Annotated in this window: 13 protein-coding genes and 1 pseudogene; 4 read left to right on the top strand and 10 right to left on the bottom strand. The window is 45.4% G+C overall.

The window, feature by feature from the left end; all coding sequences use genetic code 11:
- Positions 1-87: 87 nt before the first annotated feature.
- Together OCU36_RS02125 and degS are read left to right on the top strand one after the other, a co-directional pair.
- Positions 88-1,442: pseudogene (locus OCU36_RS02125) on the top strand (DegQ family serine endoprotease).
- Between the two features lie 155 nt (positions 1,443-1,597).
- Positions 1,598-2,662: an outer membrane-stress sensor serine endopeptidase DegS gene (gene degS, locus OCU36_RS02120; protein ID WP_261839671.1), complete on the top strand. Its 1,065-nt coding sequence runs from the start codon at positions 1,598-1,600 to the stop codon at positions 2,660-2,662.
- A 103-nt stretch (positions 2,663-2,765) separates the two neighbouring features.
- Here the strand turns inward: degS and parC are convergent, their stop codons facing one another.
- From parC to nudF, 6 genes are all read right to left on the bottom strand, one after another.
- Positions 2,766-5,024 (bottom strand): DNA topoisomerase IV subunit A, encoded by a 2,259-nt coding sequence (gene parC / locus OCU36_RS02115; protein WP_261838834.1) that lies wholly within the window; start codon positions 5,022-5,024, stop codon positions 2,766-2,768.
- 3 nt (positions 5,025-5,027) lie between these two features.
- Complete coding sequence (gene parE, locus OCU36_RS02110; protein ID WP_261838833.1) at positions 5,028-6,908, bottom strand: DNA topoisomerase IV subunit B; 1,881 nt, start codon at positions 6,906-6,908, stop codon at positions 5,028-5,030.
- A gap of 239 nt (positions 6,909-7,147) precedes the next feature.
- Complete coding sequence (gene yqiA / locus OCU36_RS02105) at positions 7,148-7,753, bottom strand: esterase YqiA (RefSeq protein WP_261838832.1); 606 nt, start codon at positions 7,751-7,753, stop codon at positions 7,148-7,150.
- Positions 7,754-7,768: 15 nt separating this feature from the next.
- On the bottom strand, positions 7,769-8,593 hold the full coding sequence (gene cpdA, locus OCU36_RS02100) for a 3',5'-cyclic-AMP phosphodiesterase (RefSeq protein ID WP_261838831.1): 825 nt from the start codon (positions 8,591-8,593) through the stop codon (positions 7,769-7,771).
- A 59-nt stretch (positions 8,594-8,652) separates the two neighbouring features.
- On the bottom strand, positions 8,653-9,093 hold the full coding sequence (locus OCU36_RS02095) for a DUF1249 family protein (protein WP_261838830.1): 441 nt from the start codon (positions 9,091-9,093) through the stop codon (positions 8,653-8,655).
- Positions 9,094-9,097: 4 nt separating this feature from the next.
- Positions 9,098-9,727, bottom strand: a complete 630-nt coding sequence (gene nudF / locus OCU36_RS02090) for an ADP-ribose diphosphatase (RefSeq protein WP_261838829.1) — start codon at positions 9,725-9,727, stop codon at positions 9,098-9,100.
- 228 nt (positions 9,728-9,955) lie between these two features.
- Here nudF and tolC point away from each other — a divergent pair, with 228 nt between their 5' ends.
- Complete coding sequence (gene tolC / locus OCU36_RS02085; RefSeq protein ID WP_261838828.1) at positions 9,956-11,266, top strand: outer membrane channel protein TolC; 1,311 nt, start codon at positions 9,956-9,958, stop codon at positions 11,264-11,266.
- A gap of 79 nt (positions 11,267-11,345) precedes the next feature.
- Here tolC and hldE read toward each other — a convergent pair whose 3' ends face one another.
- The 3 genes from hldE to OCU36_RS02070 form a co-directional block, all read right to left on the bottom strand.
- Positions 11,346-12,776, bottom strand: coding sequence for a bifunctional D-glycero-beta-D-manno-heptose-7-phosphate kinase/D-glycero-beta-D-manno-heptose 1-phosphate adenylyltransferase HldE (hldE, locus tag OCU36_RS02080; protein ID WP_261838827.1), 1,431 nt, complete (start codon positions 12,774-12,776; stop codon positions 11,346-11,348).
- An 80-nt stretch (positions 12,777-12,856) separates the two neighbouring features.
- Entirely contained in the window at positions 12,857-15,736 is a 2,880-nt protein-coding gene (glnE, locus tag OCU36_RS02075; RefSeq protein WP_261838826.1) for a bifunctional [glutamate--ammonia ligase]-adenylyl-L-tyrosine phosphorylase/[glutamate--ammonia-ligase] adenylyltransferase, read from the bottom strand.
- Between the two features lie 202 nt (positions 15,737-15,938).
- Positions 15,939-17,195 carry a methyl-accepting chemotaxis protein gene (locus OCU36_RS02070; RefSeq protein WP_261838825.1) on the bottom strand — a complete coding sequence of 419 codons (1,257 nt, stop codon included), beginning with the start codon at positions 17,193-17,195 and terminating at the stop codon, positions 15,939-15,941.
- Between the two features lie 97 nt (positions 17,196-17,292).
- On the opposite strand from OCU36_RS02070, the gene OCU36_RS02065 reads away from it, so the two are divergent.
- Positions 17,293-18,042, top strand: a complete 750-nt coding sequence (locus OCU36_RS02065) for a potassium channel family protein (RefSeq protein ID WP_261838824.1) — start codon at positions 17,293-17,295, stop codon at positions 18,040-18,042.
- 39 nt (positions 18,043-18,081) lie between these two features.
- On the opposite strand, the gene OCU36_RS02060 is transcribed toward OCU36_RS02065, so the two are convergent.
- Entirely contained in the window at positions 18,082-19,599 is a 1,518-nt protein-coding gene (locus OCU36_RS02060) for a CYTH and CHAD domain-containing protein (RefSeq protein ID WP_261838823.1), read from the bottom strand.
- Positions 19,600-19,795 lie beyond the last annotated feature (196 nt).

Genomic DNA, 19,795 nt, shown 5'->3' with positions numbered 1-19,795 from the left:
GAGTCATAACTGTCACTCAGGTCATTTGAAAATTCTCATATCTCCAACCGATATGAAAAGAAGACCCTAACTAGAGAGGCATTTATGATGAAAAAACCTTTGCTTGCTTTATCGGTACTGACTTTAAGCCTAAGCTCGCTCATCACCCCCATTCAAGCAACCGCTGCACTACCATTAAGTTTAGGCAGTGAACCATTACCTAGCTTAGCTCCAATGCTTGAACAAGTGACTCCCGCTGTAGTTAGTATTGCTGTAGAAGGCAAACAGGTACAACGTCAGCAAATTCCTGAACAATTTCAATTCTTTTTTGGTCCAGAGCAAACACAAGAACGACCATTCCGTGGTTTAGGGTCTGGTGTCATTATTGATGCTAAAAAGGTTATATCGTGACTAACTACCATGTTATTAACGGTGCCGATGATATCAAAGTAAAACTTTATGATGGTCGAGAATACAATGCCGAGCTCATTGGTGGTGACCAGATGTCTGATATCGCTCTACTGAAGTTAGAAAAAGCCAAAAACTTAATCCAAATAAAAATCGCAGATTCCGATCAATTACGCGTCGGTGATTTTAGTGTCGCTATCGGCAACCCATTTGGACTCGGTCAAACCGTGACATCCGGTATCGTTTCAGCATTGGGGCGTAGCGGATTAAACTTAGAGAACTTTGAAAACTTCATTCAAACCGATGCCGCTATCAATAGTGGTAACTCTGGTGGTGCGTTAGTAAACCTTAACGGTGAGCTGATCGGTATTAACACGGCTATTCTGGGCCCTAATGGCGGCAATGTGGGTATCGGTTTTGCGATTCCATCGAATATGGTGAAAAATCTGACAGAACAAATTCTCGATTTTGGTGAAGTCAAACGGGGGATGCTCGGCGTTCAAGGTGGAGAAATTACCTCTGAATTAGCAGAAGCACTCGGTTATGAATCAAGCAAAGGTGCCTTCGTTAGCCAAGTCGTCCCTGACAGTGCAGCCGATGATGCTGGATTAAAAGCGGGTGACATTATTGTCTCTATTAATGGCAAGCGCATTGATACCTTCAGCGAGTTAAGAGCTAAGGTCGCCACTCTCGGCGCAGGTAAACAGATCGAACTGGGCGTTGTTCGCGACGGAAAAAATAAAGCCTTTGATGTCACGTTAGGTGAATCGACCAATAGCAAGACGCAAGCAGCGAAACTCCATAAAGGACTAGCCGGCGCTGAGTTAACCAACACAACCGACAGCGATAAAGTCACAGGTGTCAAAGTGTCGAATGTGGCGAAAGACTCACCAGCAGAAGCCTACCAACTATTGAAAGGTGACATTATCATCGGGGTAAACCGTCAGCCAGTTAAGAACCTTGCACAGTTTAGAGACATTTTAGAGAAACAGCCTGGTGTTTTGGCATTAAATATCCAACGAGACGATAGAACGATCTATCTGGTGATTCGCTAACATGGAATTCAAATAAGCCGAGGGAGGGCTAAAAAAGTTAGCTTGAAACTAACTTAGCCTCCCTTTTATTTAAATGTATCAAGATGCTATGCTTCACTTGTAATCAAGCCATCCACTAACGGAGGCTTCACACCATGCCTATTGAAGAGGGAAACATGCTGTCCTTTATATTCCGTTCTATTTCCCTTGGGCTCGTTTCAGCGGCGCTTATTCTTCTCGCATTTCCGAGTTTAAGACCGGCGATTGTTTCCGATGCCACAACCCCTAAAGTCGATAATATCGCCTCTCTTCAGATTTCATTTAACCAAGCGGTACGCCGCGCAGCACCTGCCGTTGTAAATATTTATAGCCGAAAATACGCAGAAGGCGAACGTAATAAGCTGCTGACTCAAGGGCTAGGATCTGGGGTTATTGTCAGCGAAAAAGGCTATATCATTACCAACTTTCATGTCGTTGCTCAAGCCGACCAAATTGTAGTAGCACTTCAAGATGGCCGAATAGCAGCAGCACAACTGGTCGGCTCAGACAAACGCACCGATATCGCGATACTTAGAGTTAGCGGCGACAACTTACCCGTTATCCCATTAAATCCCGATTACAAAGCGAATGTTGGTGATGTAGTACTGGCTATCGGCAATCCCTATAACCTAGGCCAAACGACAACTTTTGGGATTATCTCAGCAACAGGGCGCTCTTCGATCAGTGCTGATGGCCATCAAGCCTTTATCCAAACCGATGCCGCGATTAATGAAGGTAACTCAGGAGGCGCTCTCGTCAATTCACAAGGCGAACTGGTTGGCATCAATACCGCATCTTTCCAACAAGCCACTGATATGGAAACCTACGGCATATCGTTTGCTATACCCTACCCACTAGCCAATAAAATCATGCAGAAGATCATCGCAGATGGTCGTGTGATTCGTGGTTATATTGGTATTGATGGCCAAGACATCAACTCAGTAACATCACGCTTGCTTGGTAATAAAAATATTGGTGGCATTGTTGTGTTAGGTATTGATCCTAATGGCCCAGCAGCTGGCGCTGGTTTTGAGGCCCAAGATATTATTGTTAGCATCAACAATACTCAGGTGAATGGCCGTCAAAGTGTCATGGACATCGTTACTGATCTGCGACCAGGCACGGTGATCGATGTGGGTATATTACGCCAAGGAAAAAATAAAACTCTCAAGGTAACGATCGCTGAAGATACTCGCCTGTAACTCGATATTACACAGTGGTAGACCCAAGCTAATAGAAATATAAACACAAAAAACCCAGCTCTCAGGCTGGGTTTTCTTTTATCGCTCAGAGCAAGCTATCACACTAAGATTCGCTTGGTTCATCGATATCAATACGGGTCACTCGTTGTAACCCTCTCGGCAGTAAGCCACCACGACGACCACGTTCACCACGGAAGTTTTCAAGATCCGTCGGTTTCAAACCTAGCTTACGTTTACCGGCATAGATCGTCAGCGTCGCATTGTCTGGGATAGCCATGAGATGCGAGACAAACTCTTCGCGCGCTTTTGCTTTCGCAGAAGGGATGTTGATGATCTTGTTGCCTTTACCCTTGCTAAGCTGCGGCAGATCTTTAATTGGAAACAACAACATACGACCTTGGTTAGTAATCGCCAAAATCTGGTTACTTTCAAGGTCAGCTATTGGGCTTGGCAGCATGATTTCTGAAGATGGTGGTAAGTTAACCAACGCTTTACCGCTCTTGTTCTTCGACAACAAATCACTGCCTTTACAAACAAAACCGTATCCAGCATCAGAACCAACTAACCATAGCTGTTCATCCTCTCCCATCACCACTTGGCGAATCGAACTGCCCGGGCTCACATTTAAGCGCCCTGTAATCGGCTCACCTTGGCTACGAGCCGACGGTAATGAGTGAGATTCAAGGGAGTAACTACGGCCATCACTGCCAAGGAACACCGCTTGCTGGTTACTCTTACCCTTAGCACAGGCTAAGAATTTATCACCCGATTTATAGTTCAAGCCTTCGGCGTCAACCTCATGCCCTTTAGCATGACGAATCCACCCCTTATCAGACAATACAACCGTAATCGGTTCGCTTGGTACTAAGTCACGCTCTGTTAGCGCTTTCGCTTCAGCACGCTCAATCAGAGGTGAACGACGATCATCGCCGTATTTATCCGCATCGGCTTGGATCTCTTTTTTGATCAGCGTATTTAAGCGACGCTCTGAACCGAGTAGCTTTTCAAGCTTTTCACGTTCAGCTTCAAGCTCTTCTTGTTCCGCTCGGATTTTAAACTCTTCTAACTTAGCTAAGTTACGAAGTTTAATATCAAGAATCGCATTGGCTTGAATTTCAGAAATGTTGAAACGGCTCATTAGGACAGGACAGGGTTCGTCTTCTGTACGAATGATCTCAATCACTTCATCGATATTAAGATAAGCAGCAAGCAAACCTTCTAAGATGTGCAAACGTGCCAGTACTTTATCTAAACGGTACTGCAAACGGCGGCGAACCGTTGTACGACGGAACTCAATCCACTCTTTCAGGATTTGAACTAAGCCTTTCACTTGAGGACGGTTATCTAAACCAATCATGTTCAAGTTAACGCGGAAGTTTTTCTCTAGATCCGTCGACGCGAACAGGTGACTCATCAATTGGTCACAGTCGATACGATTTGAACGAGGCACCACGACGATACGCGTTGGGTTCTCATGATCAGACTCATCACGCAAATCGTCAACCATTGGCAGCTTTTTAGCGCGCATTTGGTTGGCGATTTGCTCAAGTAACTTCGCACCTGACACTTGATGAGGTAAAGCCGTGATAACAATATCAGAGCCTTCCTTGTGCCAAACCGCGCGCATCTTGATACTGCCACGTCCAGTACGGTAGATCTTTTCGATGTCCGATTTCGGAGAGATAATCTCAGCTTCTGTCGGGTAATCTGGACCTTGAATGAAACCCATCACGTCTGAAAGCTCAGACTTAGGCGTATCAATGAGGTGAATGGCTGCATTAGCGACTTCACGCACGTTGTGTGGTGGAATATCGGTCGCCATACCTACCGCGATACCAGTGATACCGTTAAGCAGGATATGAGGCAGACGAGCTGGCAACATTTGCGGCTCTTTCATCGTGCCATCAAAGTTAGGTTGCCAATCAACAGTACCTTGACCTAGTTCACCTAGAAGAACCTCAGCAAACTTAGATAATTTCGCTTCGGTATAACGCATCGCCGCGAACGATTTCGGGTCATCCGGCGCCCCCCAGTTACCTTGACCATCCACCAATGGGTAGCGGTAAGAGAAAGGCTGCGCCATCAGTACCATCGCTTCGTAACAAGCAGAATCACCGTGTGGGTGATACTTACCTAATACGTCACCAACGGTACGCGCCGATTTTTTGTATTTCGATGCAGCCGATAAGCCCAGCTCAGACATCGCGTAGATAATGCGACGCTGTACTGGCTTCAAGCCATCACCGATATACGGCAATGCACGATCCATGATCACGTACATTGAGTAATTTAAATAGGCATCTTCGGTGAACTTGCGCATTGGCAACTGTTCAACGCCATCATATGTAATTTCGTTAGACATCCATTATACCTCGGCCATATCACCGTTAGTCTGTAGCCATGTACGGCGATCATCTGCACGTTTCTTACCAAGCAGCATGTCCATCATCTCGTTGGTCGCGTCGTTGTCATCAATCGTTAATTGAACGAGACGGCGAGTGTTTGGATCCATCGTGGTTTCACGCAACTGAAGCGGGTTCATTTCACCCAGACCTTTGAATCGTTGCACGTTGATCTTGGCTTTCTTCTGCGACAGTCGCTCAAGCACGCCATCTTTCTCAGCATCATCGAGTGCATAGAACACCTCTTTACCGCAATCGATGCGATACAGAGGAGGCATTGCCACATAGATATGACCCGCTTCAACCAAGGCATGAAAATGGCGAGTAAAGAGCGCACAGAGCAGCGTCGCGATATGAAGACCATCTGAGTCCGCATCGGCAAGAATACAGATCTTACCGTAACGCAAACCGGATAAATCATCGTTATCTGGGTCAATACCCAACGCCACTGAAATATCGTGTACCTCTTGCGAAGCTAATACTTGGTCAGCCGACACTTCCCAAGTATTTAGGATTTTACCGCGAAGTGGCATTACCGCTTGGAACTCTCGATCACGGGCTTGTTTCGCAGAACCACCCGCCGAGTCCCCTTCCACGAAGAAGATTTCGGTACGGCTTAAATCTTGAACCGAACAGTCTGTTAGTTTACCCGGTAGTGCAGGGCCTGAAGCGATTTTCTTACGCACAACCTTCTTGCTTGCACGCATACGGCGATGAGCATTCGCAATACAAGCTTCTGCCAACTGTTCTGCCAGTTGTGGTTTTTCATTTAACCACAAACTAAAGGCATCTTTTACCACACCAGATACAAACGCTGCGGTTTGACGAGAAGATAGACGTTCTTTTGTTTGACCGGCAAACTGCGGATCTTGCATCTTCACTGATAGCACGTATGAACAGCGATCGAAGATGTCGTCGCCCGTTAGCTTAACGCCACGTGGTAGAAGATTACGGAACTCACAGAACTCACGCATTGCATCAAGTAGGCCTTGGCGAAGCCCGTTTACGTGTGTACCACCTTGCTTAGTCGGTACTAAGTTCACGTAACTCTCGGTGATCATATCACCGCCTTCTGGCTGCCAAATAATCGCCCAGTTCGCCATCTCTGTTTCAGCAACAAATTCGCCAACATAAGGCTCTTCAGGCAGCAAGGTATAACCTTTTACGCCTTCGGCAAGGTAATCTTTTAGGCCATCTTCATAGAACCATTTATGCTCTTCACCGCCAACCTTATCGATAAAGGTAATTTCTAAACCTGGGCAAAGTACGGCTTTAGCGCGTAGGTTATTAATAAGGCGTAAAACGGAGAACTTAGAGCTATCGAAGTATTTTGGATCTGGCCAGAAATGCACGGTAGTACCGGTATTGCGGTGGCCACAAGTCCCCGTAACTGTAAGCTCTGTTACGGCATGACCACCCTCAAGGGCGATTTCATGTACCTGACCATCACGGCGAACCGTCACTTCTACACGTTTAGAGAGTGCGTTGACGACCGAGATACCTACCCCGTGTAAACCACCTGAAAACTTGTAGTTGTTGTTTGAGAATTTACCGCCAGAGTGGAGCTTGGTTAAAATCAGCTCAACACCCGAAATCCCTTTTTCAGGGTGGATATCAACGGGCATACCACGGCCGTCATCGGTAACTTCTAACGATTGATCAGCATGAAGCACGACTTTAATTTTCTTGGCGTGTCCTGCTAGAGCTTCATCGACCGAGTTGTCAATGACTTCTTGGGCAAGGTGGTTTGGTCTTTCTGTCTCGGTATACATACCTGGGCGGTGTCGCACAGGATCGAGACCTTCAAGTACCTCGAGGTCTTTTGCATTATATTGTTCAGTCATAATACGGAGTTTACTCAAAAAGTTTGCATCAATTCGCTGGCTCTAGTTTCACTAAAGCAAAATCATTACTATGAACCTTCATAGTAGAGCGAACGAGCGAAGTATTGGGGAATATAGTCTGGAAGCTGAGGAATGATGTCAAGCTAGTTCAAAAACTAAGACATCAAACTATGATATTTCACCATTGATAGATGAAATATCAGGCAAACAAGAGAAAATTACTTGGTTAGTGGAACAGATTAAAGATTTAGAAAAGTGATGATTTGTTGTGGGAAGCGTTCAAAATCAACAAAGCTATGATCCCCGCCCTCTTCTACTGTCTGTGTTGCACCTTGGTACTTCTCTACCGCTTGTCGGTAATCCAGAACTTCGTCTTCCATTTGCTGAAGTAACCAGAAGTCACTCGGCTTAGCGAGAGCCGCAACCTCTAACGCCTTCAGTTCATCAATGTGTTGTGTTTCTAACACATATCGTTCATCTGTGTATGGGTTTACTTGCTCACCTAAATAGTCCGCAAGCAACTCGTAAGGCTTTACCGCTGGGTTAACTACCACCGCTTTGAAACCATAGTGGCTATTGAGCCATGTTGAAAGATAACCACCCAACGAGCTACCCACGAGTGCGATCCGATAGTGATCTTTATACTGCTCCACCAACTGCTGCAAATAAAGCGCCGCTTGCTGAGGAAAACTGGGCAATTGAGGCGCTATAACCTTAATATCAGCGCGATGCTCTGCACAGTAATCAATCATCACATTCGCTTTATGAGAACGTGACGAACTGTTGAAACCATGAATATAGAGAAGCAATGATGGCTTCGTCGCTTGCGGATTAGAATCAAACATGAGTCACGTCCTGCATCAATAACCACCCGCATCAAAGTCAGGTAAGAATTGTCCATCAGGCAGACGACGAACTTTTGTCGTCACGCTGCCATCTTGGTGTAGCTCAAGCTCTCGCCAACCTGGAGATAAAGTATCAACCGCAAAGTCGTTCGAGTTTGGTTTGAATTGAACACAAGTCGATGGGGTTGCCATGACTTGCACACCAAGATGCTCTCGATTCATGTCTTGGTGAACGTGCCCACACAGCACCGCTTTGACATTGGTATGCTGTTGCACCACATCCCAAAACTGTTCTGCGTCTTTTAGGTTATGCTGATCCAACCACGCACTGCCCACCAATAATGGATGGTGATGCAGTAAAACCAGCGTATTACGCTCAGGGAAATCCGTTAGTTTTCGTGCCAGTAAATCAAGTTGTTGATCACTGAGGCGCCCATGAGGTACACCCACCACTTGAGAGTCGAGCATCACCATCTGCCAGTTATCACCTAGCAAAACATGCTCAACACATTGTATTTGTGGTGATGGTAAAACACGACTCATATTCGGCTTAAAGTCATGGTTACCAGGTAGCCAATAGCATGGCTTTTCTAAAGGTTGAATACCGGATTCAAATTTTTGGTACGACTCAGCACTGTGATCTTGAGAGATATCACCGGTCGCTAAGATCGCTTCATAATTGAAGCCCTGGCTAACAATGCCATCGACGACTGCCTGAAAGCTATCTTGAGTGTTGATGCTTAATAAGCTGCCTGTGCTCGGCGCAAATAAATGCGTGTCCGTTAGCTGAACAAGCTTAATCGTGCTCTCATCAAATTTTGAAGTGTGTGATAATTCCAAAATAACAAATCCAGATACGTTACGGTTTAGACTTTAAAAGTGTTGTTAAATAGGCTCAATTAAAAGGTAATAGGGCTTCGGCTGAGACCCGTTTTTAAACAAAACGTTAACCATTCCCCAAGAAATTTATTCAATTGAAATTTCTCGTCTTTCTGCAAAAGCTTAGTGTTGGGGTAGTCATATTTCGCTTTGACTCGCGAAAAATCCCCACTGGCGCACACTTCTGCAACTCGAGCATCGTGATATAGCCTGACAGACATTTTTGGCAAAGGAAACACTGGCATCGCATCACTCTGACATATATCTATTAAAGTGGTGTATTTTGTGACCTCATTCACTGTCAATTGATACACCATATTAACGGCTTGGTAACAGCGAACGTCACCAACCTCATGCGCGACCGGTAACAGAGCATTAAGCTTCGCGTAGTTCGTCTCATAAACCCGCATCAATTCAGCAAGATCAACATGATACGGTTTTTTGACAGCGATATTTGGCATGACGTTAATCGATCCACTCTGACTGTAATTCTTGGTAGTTCAATTGTAGCCACTGTAACGCAATGATCGTGGCACCATTTTCAAACACACCGTCTTTGACTAATTGATACGCGACTTCACGACTCATCACTTGCACACGAATGTCTTCACCTTCGTAATCTAAACCGTGTACACCTTTTGCTGTTGTTGTATCAACACAGCCAATAAAAACGTCAAGCTTTTCTGAACATCCCCCTGACGAAGGGTAATACGAAGTGATAGGTAATACAGATCCGACTTCAACCCCGGCTTCTTCCATTGCCTCACGACGAGCAACCTCTTGTGGCGATTCATCGCTGTCAATAATCCCAGCAACAATTTCGTATTGCCATGGGTTTTCGTGCTCTAAAGCACCAACTCGGATCTGTTCAACGATTACGACTTCATCACGAATAGGGTCATAAGGTAACAAAGCGGCAGCATGACCACGCTCAAACATCTCCCGTTCTATGGGTTGGCTCCAGCCTCCCTCAAACAGTCGATGTTTAAATGTGTATTTAACCATTTTGAAAAAACCACGAAACAGTGTCTCTTTTGAGACGATTTCCACATCTTGCGGAGTAAACTCATGTCGTTGCTTGTCATACTGTTGCATTTGGCACCTCACTCAGTGATCTTTATAGTTTACTCATTGTCCGAGTTAACTACCAAGGATAAGGTTCAACTTTTTATATAAAATTTATAATTAAAGTTAAGCCCTGAAAAAATAAATATTGCACAAGTGGACAGTTAAATGTAAAAAAGTGCAAAGTTTCGAGTGAATTACCACCAAACTGGGTTAAACTCTTTTAAAGAAAATTCCATAAAAGGCAGGAATAGGAAAATGAAAAAACTGCTTCCACTACTTATCAGTGCAGCAATTGTCAGCCTGAGTTCGTCAGCTTTTGCTGATACGCTAGCTGAAGTTTACGACCAAGCAAAACAGAACGATCCACAACTTCTTCGTTCAGCAGCGCAGCGTGATGCTGCTTTTGAAGCAGTGACATCAAATCGCAGTGACTTGTTACCACAAATTGACTTAAGAGCTAACTACGACATTAACCGTGGTGAGCGAAATGATACAAATAATGACAACAATCAATGGGGAGCAGGGATCTACTTTTCGCAAGAGTTGTACCAACGTTCTTCATGGCTCACGCTCGATACCGCAGAGAAAACAGCTCGTCAGGCTGATTCTGCTTATGCTGCAGAACAACAGGCCCTGATCCTTCGTGTTGCTACCACATACTTCGAAGTACTTCGAGCTCAAGATAGCCTAGAGTTTGTTCGAGCAGAAAAAGCCGCCGTTGCTCGCCAACTAGAACAAACAAAACAGCGCTTTGAAGTGGGACTTTCAGCGATTACTGATGTGCATGATGCGCAAGCTCAGTATGATGGTGTTTTAGCGGACGAAGTTTTAGCGGAGAATACTCTGATTAATAACTACGAAGGTCTGCGAGAAATTACTGGTCAAGAACACTCTGACCTAAGCATTCTAGACACTGACCGCTTCTCAGCAAGTAAACCTTCAGAATCCATTTCTGCCCTTGTCGAACAAGCAGAACAAAAGAACCTTAGGCTGCTCGCGGCACGCATCTCTCAAGACGTAGCAAAAGATAACATCTCTCTCGCGAGCTCTGGCCACCTACCAAGCTTAACGTTAGATGGTAGCTACTCTATTGCAGATCAATCAAACAGCTCTAATGATTACGATGCAGACAACCTAAACGTTGGCTTAAACTTAGTGGTTCCTCTATACACAGGTGGCAACACAACGTCTTTGACCAAACAAGCTGAATACAACTATGTTGCAGCAAGTGAAGATCTAGAAGCCACTTACCGTAGCGTTGTCAAAGACGTACGTGCATTCAACAACAACATCACAGCTTCGATTGGCGCGCTACGTGCTTACGAACAGTCTGTCGTTTCGGCTCAGTCGGCTTTAGAAGCAACAGAGGCGGGGTTTGATGTAGGTACTCGTACTATCGTTGACGTACTAGACTCAACGCGCCGTCTATACGATGCCAACAAAAACCTTTCAGATGCTCGTTACAACTACATCCTAAGTGTGCTTCAGCTTCGTCAAGCCGTTGGTACGCTAAGCGAACAAGACATTGTGGATGTAAACGCAGGTCTAAAAGTAGCCAGTAAGTAACTCTTAATTACTCACGTTACCGTTACAAAAATGCCGCTCATTGAGCGGCATTTTTATTAGCGATCATAACGTTGCGCGCTTAACCGCGGCCGCCTTTAATCGCCTTGATGATTTCAGTGGTAGAGCAACCATCCTCAAAGTTAAGCACTTTCACTTCGCCACCCGCAGCAATCACTTCTGCACCACCAGCGATCTCTTCAGGCTTGTAATCTCCACCTTTCACAAGAATGCTTGGCAATACCTCAGAGATCAAACGTTGCGGTGTATCTTCAGAGAATGGGACAACCCAATCAACCGCCCCTAAACCTGCTAATACCGCCATACGGCGATCGGTAGGGTTCACAGGACGCCCCGGGCCTTTCAAACGCTTCACTGACTCATCCGTATTCACGGCTACGATCAAACGATCACCCAACTCAGCCGCGTGATTCATATAAGAGACATGACCTGCATGCAAAATATCGAAGCAGCCATTGGTCATCACAACTTTCTCGCCTTTCGCACGAGCACGTTTCACTGCTTCAACCAATGCCGCTTCCGAGATCACGCCATAGTCGGTGTCTTTGCTGCCGTGAATCGCTTCCGCTAACTCAATCGTAGACAGCGTCGATGTGCCAAGCTTACCAACAACCACACCAGCAGCAGCGTTCGCTAATGCACACGCTTCATCCAGCGGCTTACCCGCAGCAACGGAAGCTGCCAGTACCGAGATAACCGTATCACCGGCACCCGTCACGTCATACACTTCTTTCGCTTGAGTCGGTAAATGGAATGGGGCCTGACCTTTACGAAGTAATGTCATTCCATGCTCGCTGCGAGTGACCAACAAAGCTTCAAAATCATATTTTTCGATCAAAGCTAGGCCTTTCTCGATAAGATCTTCTTCCGATTTCACCTTTCCAGCGACTAATTCGAACTCAGACATATTTGGCGTAAGTAGAGTCGCGCCACGGTAACGTTCTAAATCTGCGCCTTTCGGATCGATAAATACCGGCACTTGTGCTGCGCGGGCTTTTTGAATAAAGCTCTGCACATGCTCCAAAGCACCTTTTGCGTAATCAGAAAGGATAACTGAACGAACATTAGGCAGCGCTTGCTCCATGCGCGACAAAATAAGTTCAGGATCTGTATTTTCAAACTTATCTTCAAAATCAAGGCGAATTAATTGCTGCCCACGACTCATCACTCGCAATTTCGTAATCGTCGGGTAATCGTCCAACTCAACGAAATCACACGTCACCTTTAGTGCACCCAAGGTGTTTTTTAACACTTCGGCTGGTTCATCTTTACCGGTTAAACCCACAACATGCGCATGACCACCCAGAGACGCGATATTCATGGCTACATTGGCAGCTCCCCCAGGACGCTCTTCGTTATTTTCGACTTTCACAACGGGTACAGGAGCTTCTGGTGAAATACGGCCAGTTGGGCCATACCAGTAACGATCAAGCATGACGTCACCGACAATAAGAACACCTGATTGACTGTAGTCAGGTAGAATTGGTTTCATTATTGATCTCCAAAAATCAAATCTGGCCAGAGTCTAGCACACTGATTACAGTGGCTAAACAATAGAAAATAAGCAGAAAGTTAGGAGCCGTGTCCTACATCAGCCTCTAATGAGATATCCATCCAGTGCTTCCATGCTTGCACGACATGTTCTCTTTCCCTCTCAAACTTGTCGTTTGCCACATCCGCATCCAAATTGAGTAAGTTTCGATGATGAATTTCATCCCGTAACGTCGTATACGCATGAGTCAAAGCCATGCCTTGCTGCTCATCCATAATCCCTTGCGATAATAAACTTCCAAAGATTCGAACATTGTCGCACCAACGCGTGAGCTTCGGTTTTTCGTGGCTGTATCGAAGGACTAAATATTGCGCTAAAAACTCGATATCAGTAATCCCACCCGCATCTTGTTTAAGCATGAATCTGTCGGCTTTTTTACCGCCTAAATGTCCGCGCATCTTCTCACGCATATCCACAACCGACTTTTTCAGCGTCGCCTCATCACGTGGCAAGCACAAAATATCATGGCGAGTTTTGTTAAACGCGGTGACCAGTGGCTCGTCGCCATAAATCATTCGAGCACGAGTCAAGGCTTGATGCTCCCATGTCCAAGCTTCTTTATGCTGATACTCATCGAAGGCCTCGGTTGGACTCACCAACAAACCGGATGCTCCTGAAGGACGCAAGCGAGTGTCAACTTCGTACAGAATTCCGGAAGCAGTTCTGGTTGAGAAAATATGAATAATGCGCTGGGCCAACCTGAGATAAAATTGACGGCCATCGATCTCTTTCTTACCGTCAGTATAGATGTGCACCGGACAGTCATGCATAAATACAATATCAAGATCGGAATTGTAGCCAAGCTCCCAGCCCCCTACCTTGCCATACCCAACCACCGCAAAACCGCGGCCTTCTCGATCTTTAATATGAGTTGGCTCACCAAATTTGGCGGAGACTTGCAGCCACGCTTGGTTAACGCCAGCTTCCACTATCGCCTCGGCCAAATAGGTAAGGTGATCACTGACCTTCATCACAGGCAACACTCCTGCAATATCCGCGGCAGCAATTCTTAAGATACAAGTCTGCTTAAACTGACGCAGACCTTCCATCTGTTGCTCCATATCGTCTTCCGGGATACGAGCCAGATAATCACGCAATTCAGTCTTATATGACTCTAAAGGCACTGGATTGTAGAGTTGCTGAGGGTCGATGAGTTCATCTAACAGAATAGGGTAACGACCTAATTGCTCCGAAATCATTGGGCTAGCGGTACACAGGCGAACTAACTGAGTCAACGCGGCAGGGTGTTCATCGAGTAGTTCAAGGTAAGTGGTGCGCGTAACGATTTTATGCAGTAGATGCAGTACTCGCGACAAACCAAACTCGGCATCCTTAGCGGTATATAACGCTTGAAACACTTTCGGCATTAAACGATTGAGGACTTCACGGCCACGTGGACCAAGGGTTTTCTTTGCTAAATCAGCTTTAAACTGAATAATGGTTTTTGCCGCTTCTGGTGGGCTAGCGACCGCAATATCATGCTCCAGTACATGTTCAATCACGTCCGGTTTATGGGCCATATCCCACAGTTCACTAAAATGGCTCGCAACTGGGTTGGCGTCATCTTCATCAACCCCAATAAGCGCTTCGAACACCGTATGCACATTCGCCATATGAGTACGAGTCTCACCAATCAAACTATCCCAATCGTCAAATTGCATGGCAACCGCGAGTTGCAATTGTTCGAACTCACCGTCCGGTAGAGTTTGAGTTTGTTTATCGGCCATTGCTTGTAACAAGTTTTCTAGGCGACGTAAAAACAGATAAGCCTCACGCAAATGCCCGACTTCTTCAGCCTCTAGCAGATGAAGTGACTCAATGGCGTTTAAGGTTTCCAGTAACCCTCGCCCACGAAGACTCGGCTCTCGACCGCCTCGAATCAATTGAAAGACTTGAGCAATAAACTCCACTTCGCGAATGCCACCAGACCCAAGTTTGATGTTGTTTGATAAACCGCGACGACGAACTTCGCTGCTGATCATCGACTTCATTCGGCGCAGAGATTGAATCGCACTGAAATCGATATAGCGACGGAATACAAACGGGCGAAGCATCTGACGAAGCTCTTGGTATTCAGGGTACATTTCACTGCCCATCACACGCGCTTTGACCATCGCGTAGCGTTCCCAGTCGCGACCTTGTTCTTGGTAATAGTCCTCAAGTGCGGCATAGCTCATCACCAATGGGCCACTCTCACCAAACGGGCGCAGGCGCATGTCGACTCGATAGCAGAATCCATCAAAGGTTTGCTGATCAAGGGCCTTGATAATTCGTTGCCCTAAGCGTGTGAAGAACTGAGCATTTGCAATGCTGCGTCTTGCACCTTGGGTTTCACCATTTTCAGGATAGGTAAAAATCAGGTCGATATCAGAAGAGAAGTTAAGCTCACCACCACCGAGCTTACCCATACCAATGATCAGCATCGGCTGTACTTCACCTTGCTCATTACAAGGTGTACCCCACTCTTTACAACAACTATCGTACTGCCATTGATAAGTCTCGAAGATCATCGCCTCAGCCAACATTGATAGATGGTTTAAGCTCTGCTCTAGCTTCCATGAACCCATGAAATCACGCCACGCAATGTAAGTCATTTCTCGATTACGGAATTGACGCAGCACACGTTGACCACTCATTTCATCAGTACAATCAGAAAGCAGCTCAGCCAATCGTCCACGATACCCTTCAGCACGCTCCTCACATTCCAACATATCCGGTAGAGTCGTCGATAAAACCGTGTCACGTTGTAAGCAATCACCCACAAAGCAGCTTAATCCTAAGACGCGTTTAAGGTCTTCAATTAGCGGCTCAGGCCAAGCATTAATGGCTTCACTTTGGTGCTCTAACAATTGCTCAAAGGCAGACTGTGAATGAATGACGAGTTGAGAAGGCAATGGCATGTTTCTTCCTTGTATAAGCTGCGCGCCGAACGGTTCAGTTCTTCAGTTACGAGTATTAAAAACCAAAGGTAAGTTATATCAAAGTTATACCAATAAAAAACGCCCACATTCGTAATGTGGGCGTTTTATCAGTGAACTTGTCGAGTTAGGCCGATGTCTCTATGCATAAGTCTTGGGCATAACGGCGAGGGCCAATCAATGATTAAACCTTAAATTGCTTAATCTTGCCGTCGAGTTCTTGTGCATTATTTTCCATGATCTGAGAAGTATCGAGCAGCTCACCAATCACCACCACGGAAGCTTCAACCAGCTCACGAACATTGGTTAGGTTAACGCTCATCTCTTCAGCCACACTGCTCTGCTGACCCGCTGCAGTTGCGATTTGGAAATTCATATCATTTATCTGATTGACCTGGCTTACGATACCATCCAATTCAGAGCCGGCATTGGTCACCAACTCGACACCTTCCGCCGCTTCTACCACACTCTTTTCCATCAACTCGACAGCCGAATTAGCGCTGGTTTGTAGGTGGCTAATCATGTCTTGAATCTCAACCGTCGCTTGTTGAGTTCGCTGAGCAAGGTTACGAACCTCGTCGGCAACAACAGCAAAACCGCGACCAGCCTCACCCGCACGCGCCGCTTCAATCGCTGCGTTAAGTGCCAATAAGTTAGTTTGTTCTGAAATGCCTTGGATAGTGCCGACAACACTACCAATCGAATCAACACGCTCTTCAACTTGATTTACCGCTGCGGCCGATGCGGCGATATCTGAAGACAGTTCGCTCATTTTAGACACCGAACCTTGCACGAATTTTTGGCCCGTCAATGCTTGGCCTGAAGCCTGTTCAGTCAGCGAAGAGGCACTTTGTGCATGCTCAGCAACCGTTAATACCGTAGAAGTCATCTCACTCATCGCTGTCGCCAGTTGGTCGATCTCATTGAATTCTTCCTGAGTCGAGTCTTTGGTTTCAGACATGCTGATGGTCATCACTTCTGTTAAAGCGAATAACTCATCAGAAGAGGCCACTTGAGTTTTGATCATGTCGTTCAATTGAACTCGAGTTTTTTCAAGCTCGCGTGCCACATCGCCGTATTCATCTTTACAATCCATTTGAATCGGCACCGATAAGTTTTTGTCGGCCATGGTTTTTATCGCATCGCTAAGGTATTGAGTTTGACGCAGCATCACACGAGCTGCCGCAAGTAGGAGAACCACAAAAACGATGATCATTAAGGTTGTCTGCCAAACCACTTCAACTAAGTAAGTCTCATAGTGTTGTTGTGCGACTTGTGCATTGTTTGTGACCGCAAGTAATGAATCATAAAACATACTTGCATCCCATAACTGCTTTGAAATGATCAACACAGTGCTGAATATCATCAGCATAATCATTTTTGGAACGAGACGAATGTCAGAGATAATCCTTTCCCACCACTTGAATGACAGTTTAGTCATTGTCAGTTCTCCACTAATTCTTATATATTGAAGGCTTGTATATCTGCGAGGTGACTATATCAGTCAACATTCGCAATTTATTTCGAGCCTCGTATGAATGTTAAATAATATCAAAAATACCCTACAGCCAATGAGCTTATTATCACTGATTCTTTCTTTCTTAGCGTTATTTGTGATCTCAGGCTTATTGTTTGCACCGATTGATAAAGAATCAAAACAAGTTCTTGTCGGCCTCGACTTTATAATCTGTAGTGTTTTTCTTTTTCAGCTCACAATAGATCTATTCAGATCACAAAATAAGAAAGAATATTTGAAAGTACACTGGATCGATTTCTTGGCAAGCATCCCCATGGTCGAACCGCTTCGTTTCGCTCGCATTTTTCAGATTCTGCGTGTCATTCTTGTTCTTCGTTCAGGAAAACGCGTGTTCAGAGAGTTATTCCGTAACCGAAAAGAGACCACTCTCGCCTCAATTATTCTGCTATTGGTGATGCTCCTTACGTTAGGCGCAGGGACCATACTGCTTTTAGAGCACCAAGATCCCAATGCCAACATTACAACAGGGCAAGATGCTTTATGGTGGGCCTTCGTCACGATAAGCACGGTGGGGTATGGTGATCATTATCCAGTGACCAGTTCAGGGAAACTGGTCGCCTCTCTGATTATTGTTTGTGGTGTCGGTATTTTTGGTATGATTTCAGGCCTAATTACATCTTTGATTACCTCCCCAACTCGTCATGAAAATCAACGAGCGGAAAGCAAAGAGAAGCATCTTGAAAAAATCATAGAACAACAACAACAGATCCTAAAACGATTAGAGAAACTCGAACAACAAACAAAAAAATAGGGCCGTAGCCCCATTTTATTATTCATCGTCGTGTTGGTCTTAATCTTGCCAATATGGCTCAACTTCCACACTAATTTGACGTGTCTGTTCCATTGCATGCAAGATCGACACTTCCTGACGAGCTAACCAACGCTCCAATTGATCTTTCTCACTGCCTTCCAACTTATCCGTTAATGGGGCAAGTGTTCTCAACGCCAGTAAGTCATCGATACCCTGAACAAGATCGTCCCATGGCAAACGGAAGCTGTTACGCTCGCCATCATCGTATAAGCTCGCAAAACCAACCCCAGAATAGAGGTTTCGCATTAAACGATATTGCTGATCGATATAGGCTTGACTTGTCATTACGCGTTCAGGTGGGAAAGCTTCGATTAAATCCGCCCATGTTCGCTCTAATTGTTGTACCGAAAACCATTCAATACCACGCGCCATTTGTTCACGAGCTTTATCGTCTAAGAACGGCTGCCAACCTCGAGATAAAATCCAACGACTGAGATCTAACAATAAACCGGTATAACGGGCAGAACTCAACAAGGTGAGCAACGCCTCACGATCAGGGAGTTGTTCTTGCATCTCTTTCAGTTCGGCAACCAAAAACTTGCGCGCGTCCAACTTACGCAGCACATGGCCTTTATCTTCAAGCAAATATTCCAAGTGATCATAGCTCTTAAGCCAATCGAGCTCCTGCTCAAGCCACTTCAACTCTTGACGTAAGATAGCACTCGCTCTGCGTGGCACAATGCCGCCATAAATGGTAAAGGTTTGTCGAATAAAGCTCAGCGAATGACTGATCTCATATAATGCCTCAATCGATTGACGCTCAGAGAAAATCTGTTCGTGATAATGCCAATGAGCGAGAGCATGCTCTAGAGATTGAATGAAGCACGATTCAACAGTATCACTTTTGCTCGTATCCACTAAGGTCAAAGGCATCACTTCATCGCCTTGGTAACCTTGAGCAAGGCGATAACCCTTAGCCGCTTTACTAAGGTTCCCTAAACGCATGCCGCCTTGTTCACAGAATAGTCGAGAAAGCGTAAACAACGCATCCGTTTGGCCAGATTTAAGTTCTAACTCAACCTCACAAATAGGGTCTTGACGTTCGCCTGATTCAACAAAACCTTGGTCAAACGCGACCTCGACTTGACTGCCATCAGGCATACCAATCAACCACTGCTCACGAGTAAAATTAGTAGAAAATAGAGGGGTAAGCTCAGCTTGCAACGTTTCAATGTCTTTACCGTTAGGCCAAATGTCTTCAGGGTGTAACGATAACTTAGGTTCGTTGCTATCATGCTCAGCATTGTATTCAGGCCTTTGATGCAGGCCTGCAACCACACGACCTGCGGTTTTTGCAGTTTGTACAAATACGTCATCAAAGCGTCGAATGCGCAAACCAATATCGTGCTTGCGTAGCCAGTTGTCAGGAGTGTCAAAGTAGATGTTACCTAGCGCTCGACAACTGTGCTGAAGTACTTTAGTTTCAGCAATTTTATTGCGTAATGTCTCTGAAAAATCAGGAGAAACAAAAAACTTCAGTTCTATCTCGGTTTCCATAGTTATACCTTTCTGTGAAGATAGGGACAGGATATTGCCAATTTGAAAAGTCAGCAAGTCAGAAATATCGCCCTTATGATGATCTAAAACAGTTTTAATGAGACATTGATTAGGTTAACATGCGCGACTTTGTAGCCATCGCTTAACATTTCACCGTGAATATGGTGTATGTTGTTTTAAGGTTATTATTTATTAG

The organism is Vibrio artabrorum, from assembly GCF_024347295.1.
Lineage (GTDB): Bacteria > Pseudomonadota > Gammaproteobacteria > Enterobacterales > Vibrionaceae > Vibrio > Vibrio artabrorum.
The sequence above is the reverse complement of the archived record's forward strand: the minus strand, read 5'-3'. Positions and strand labels throughout refer to the sequence as shown.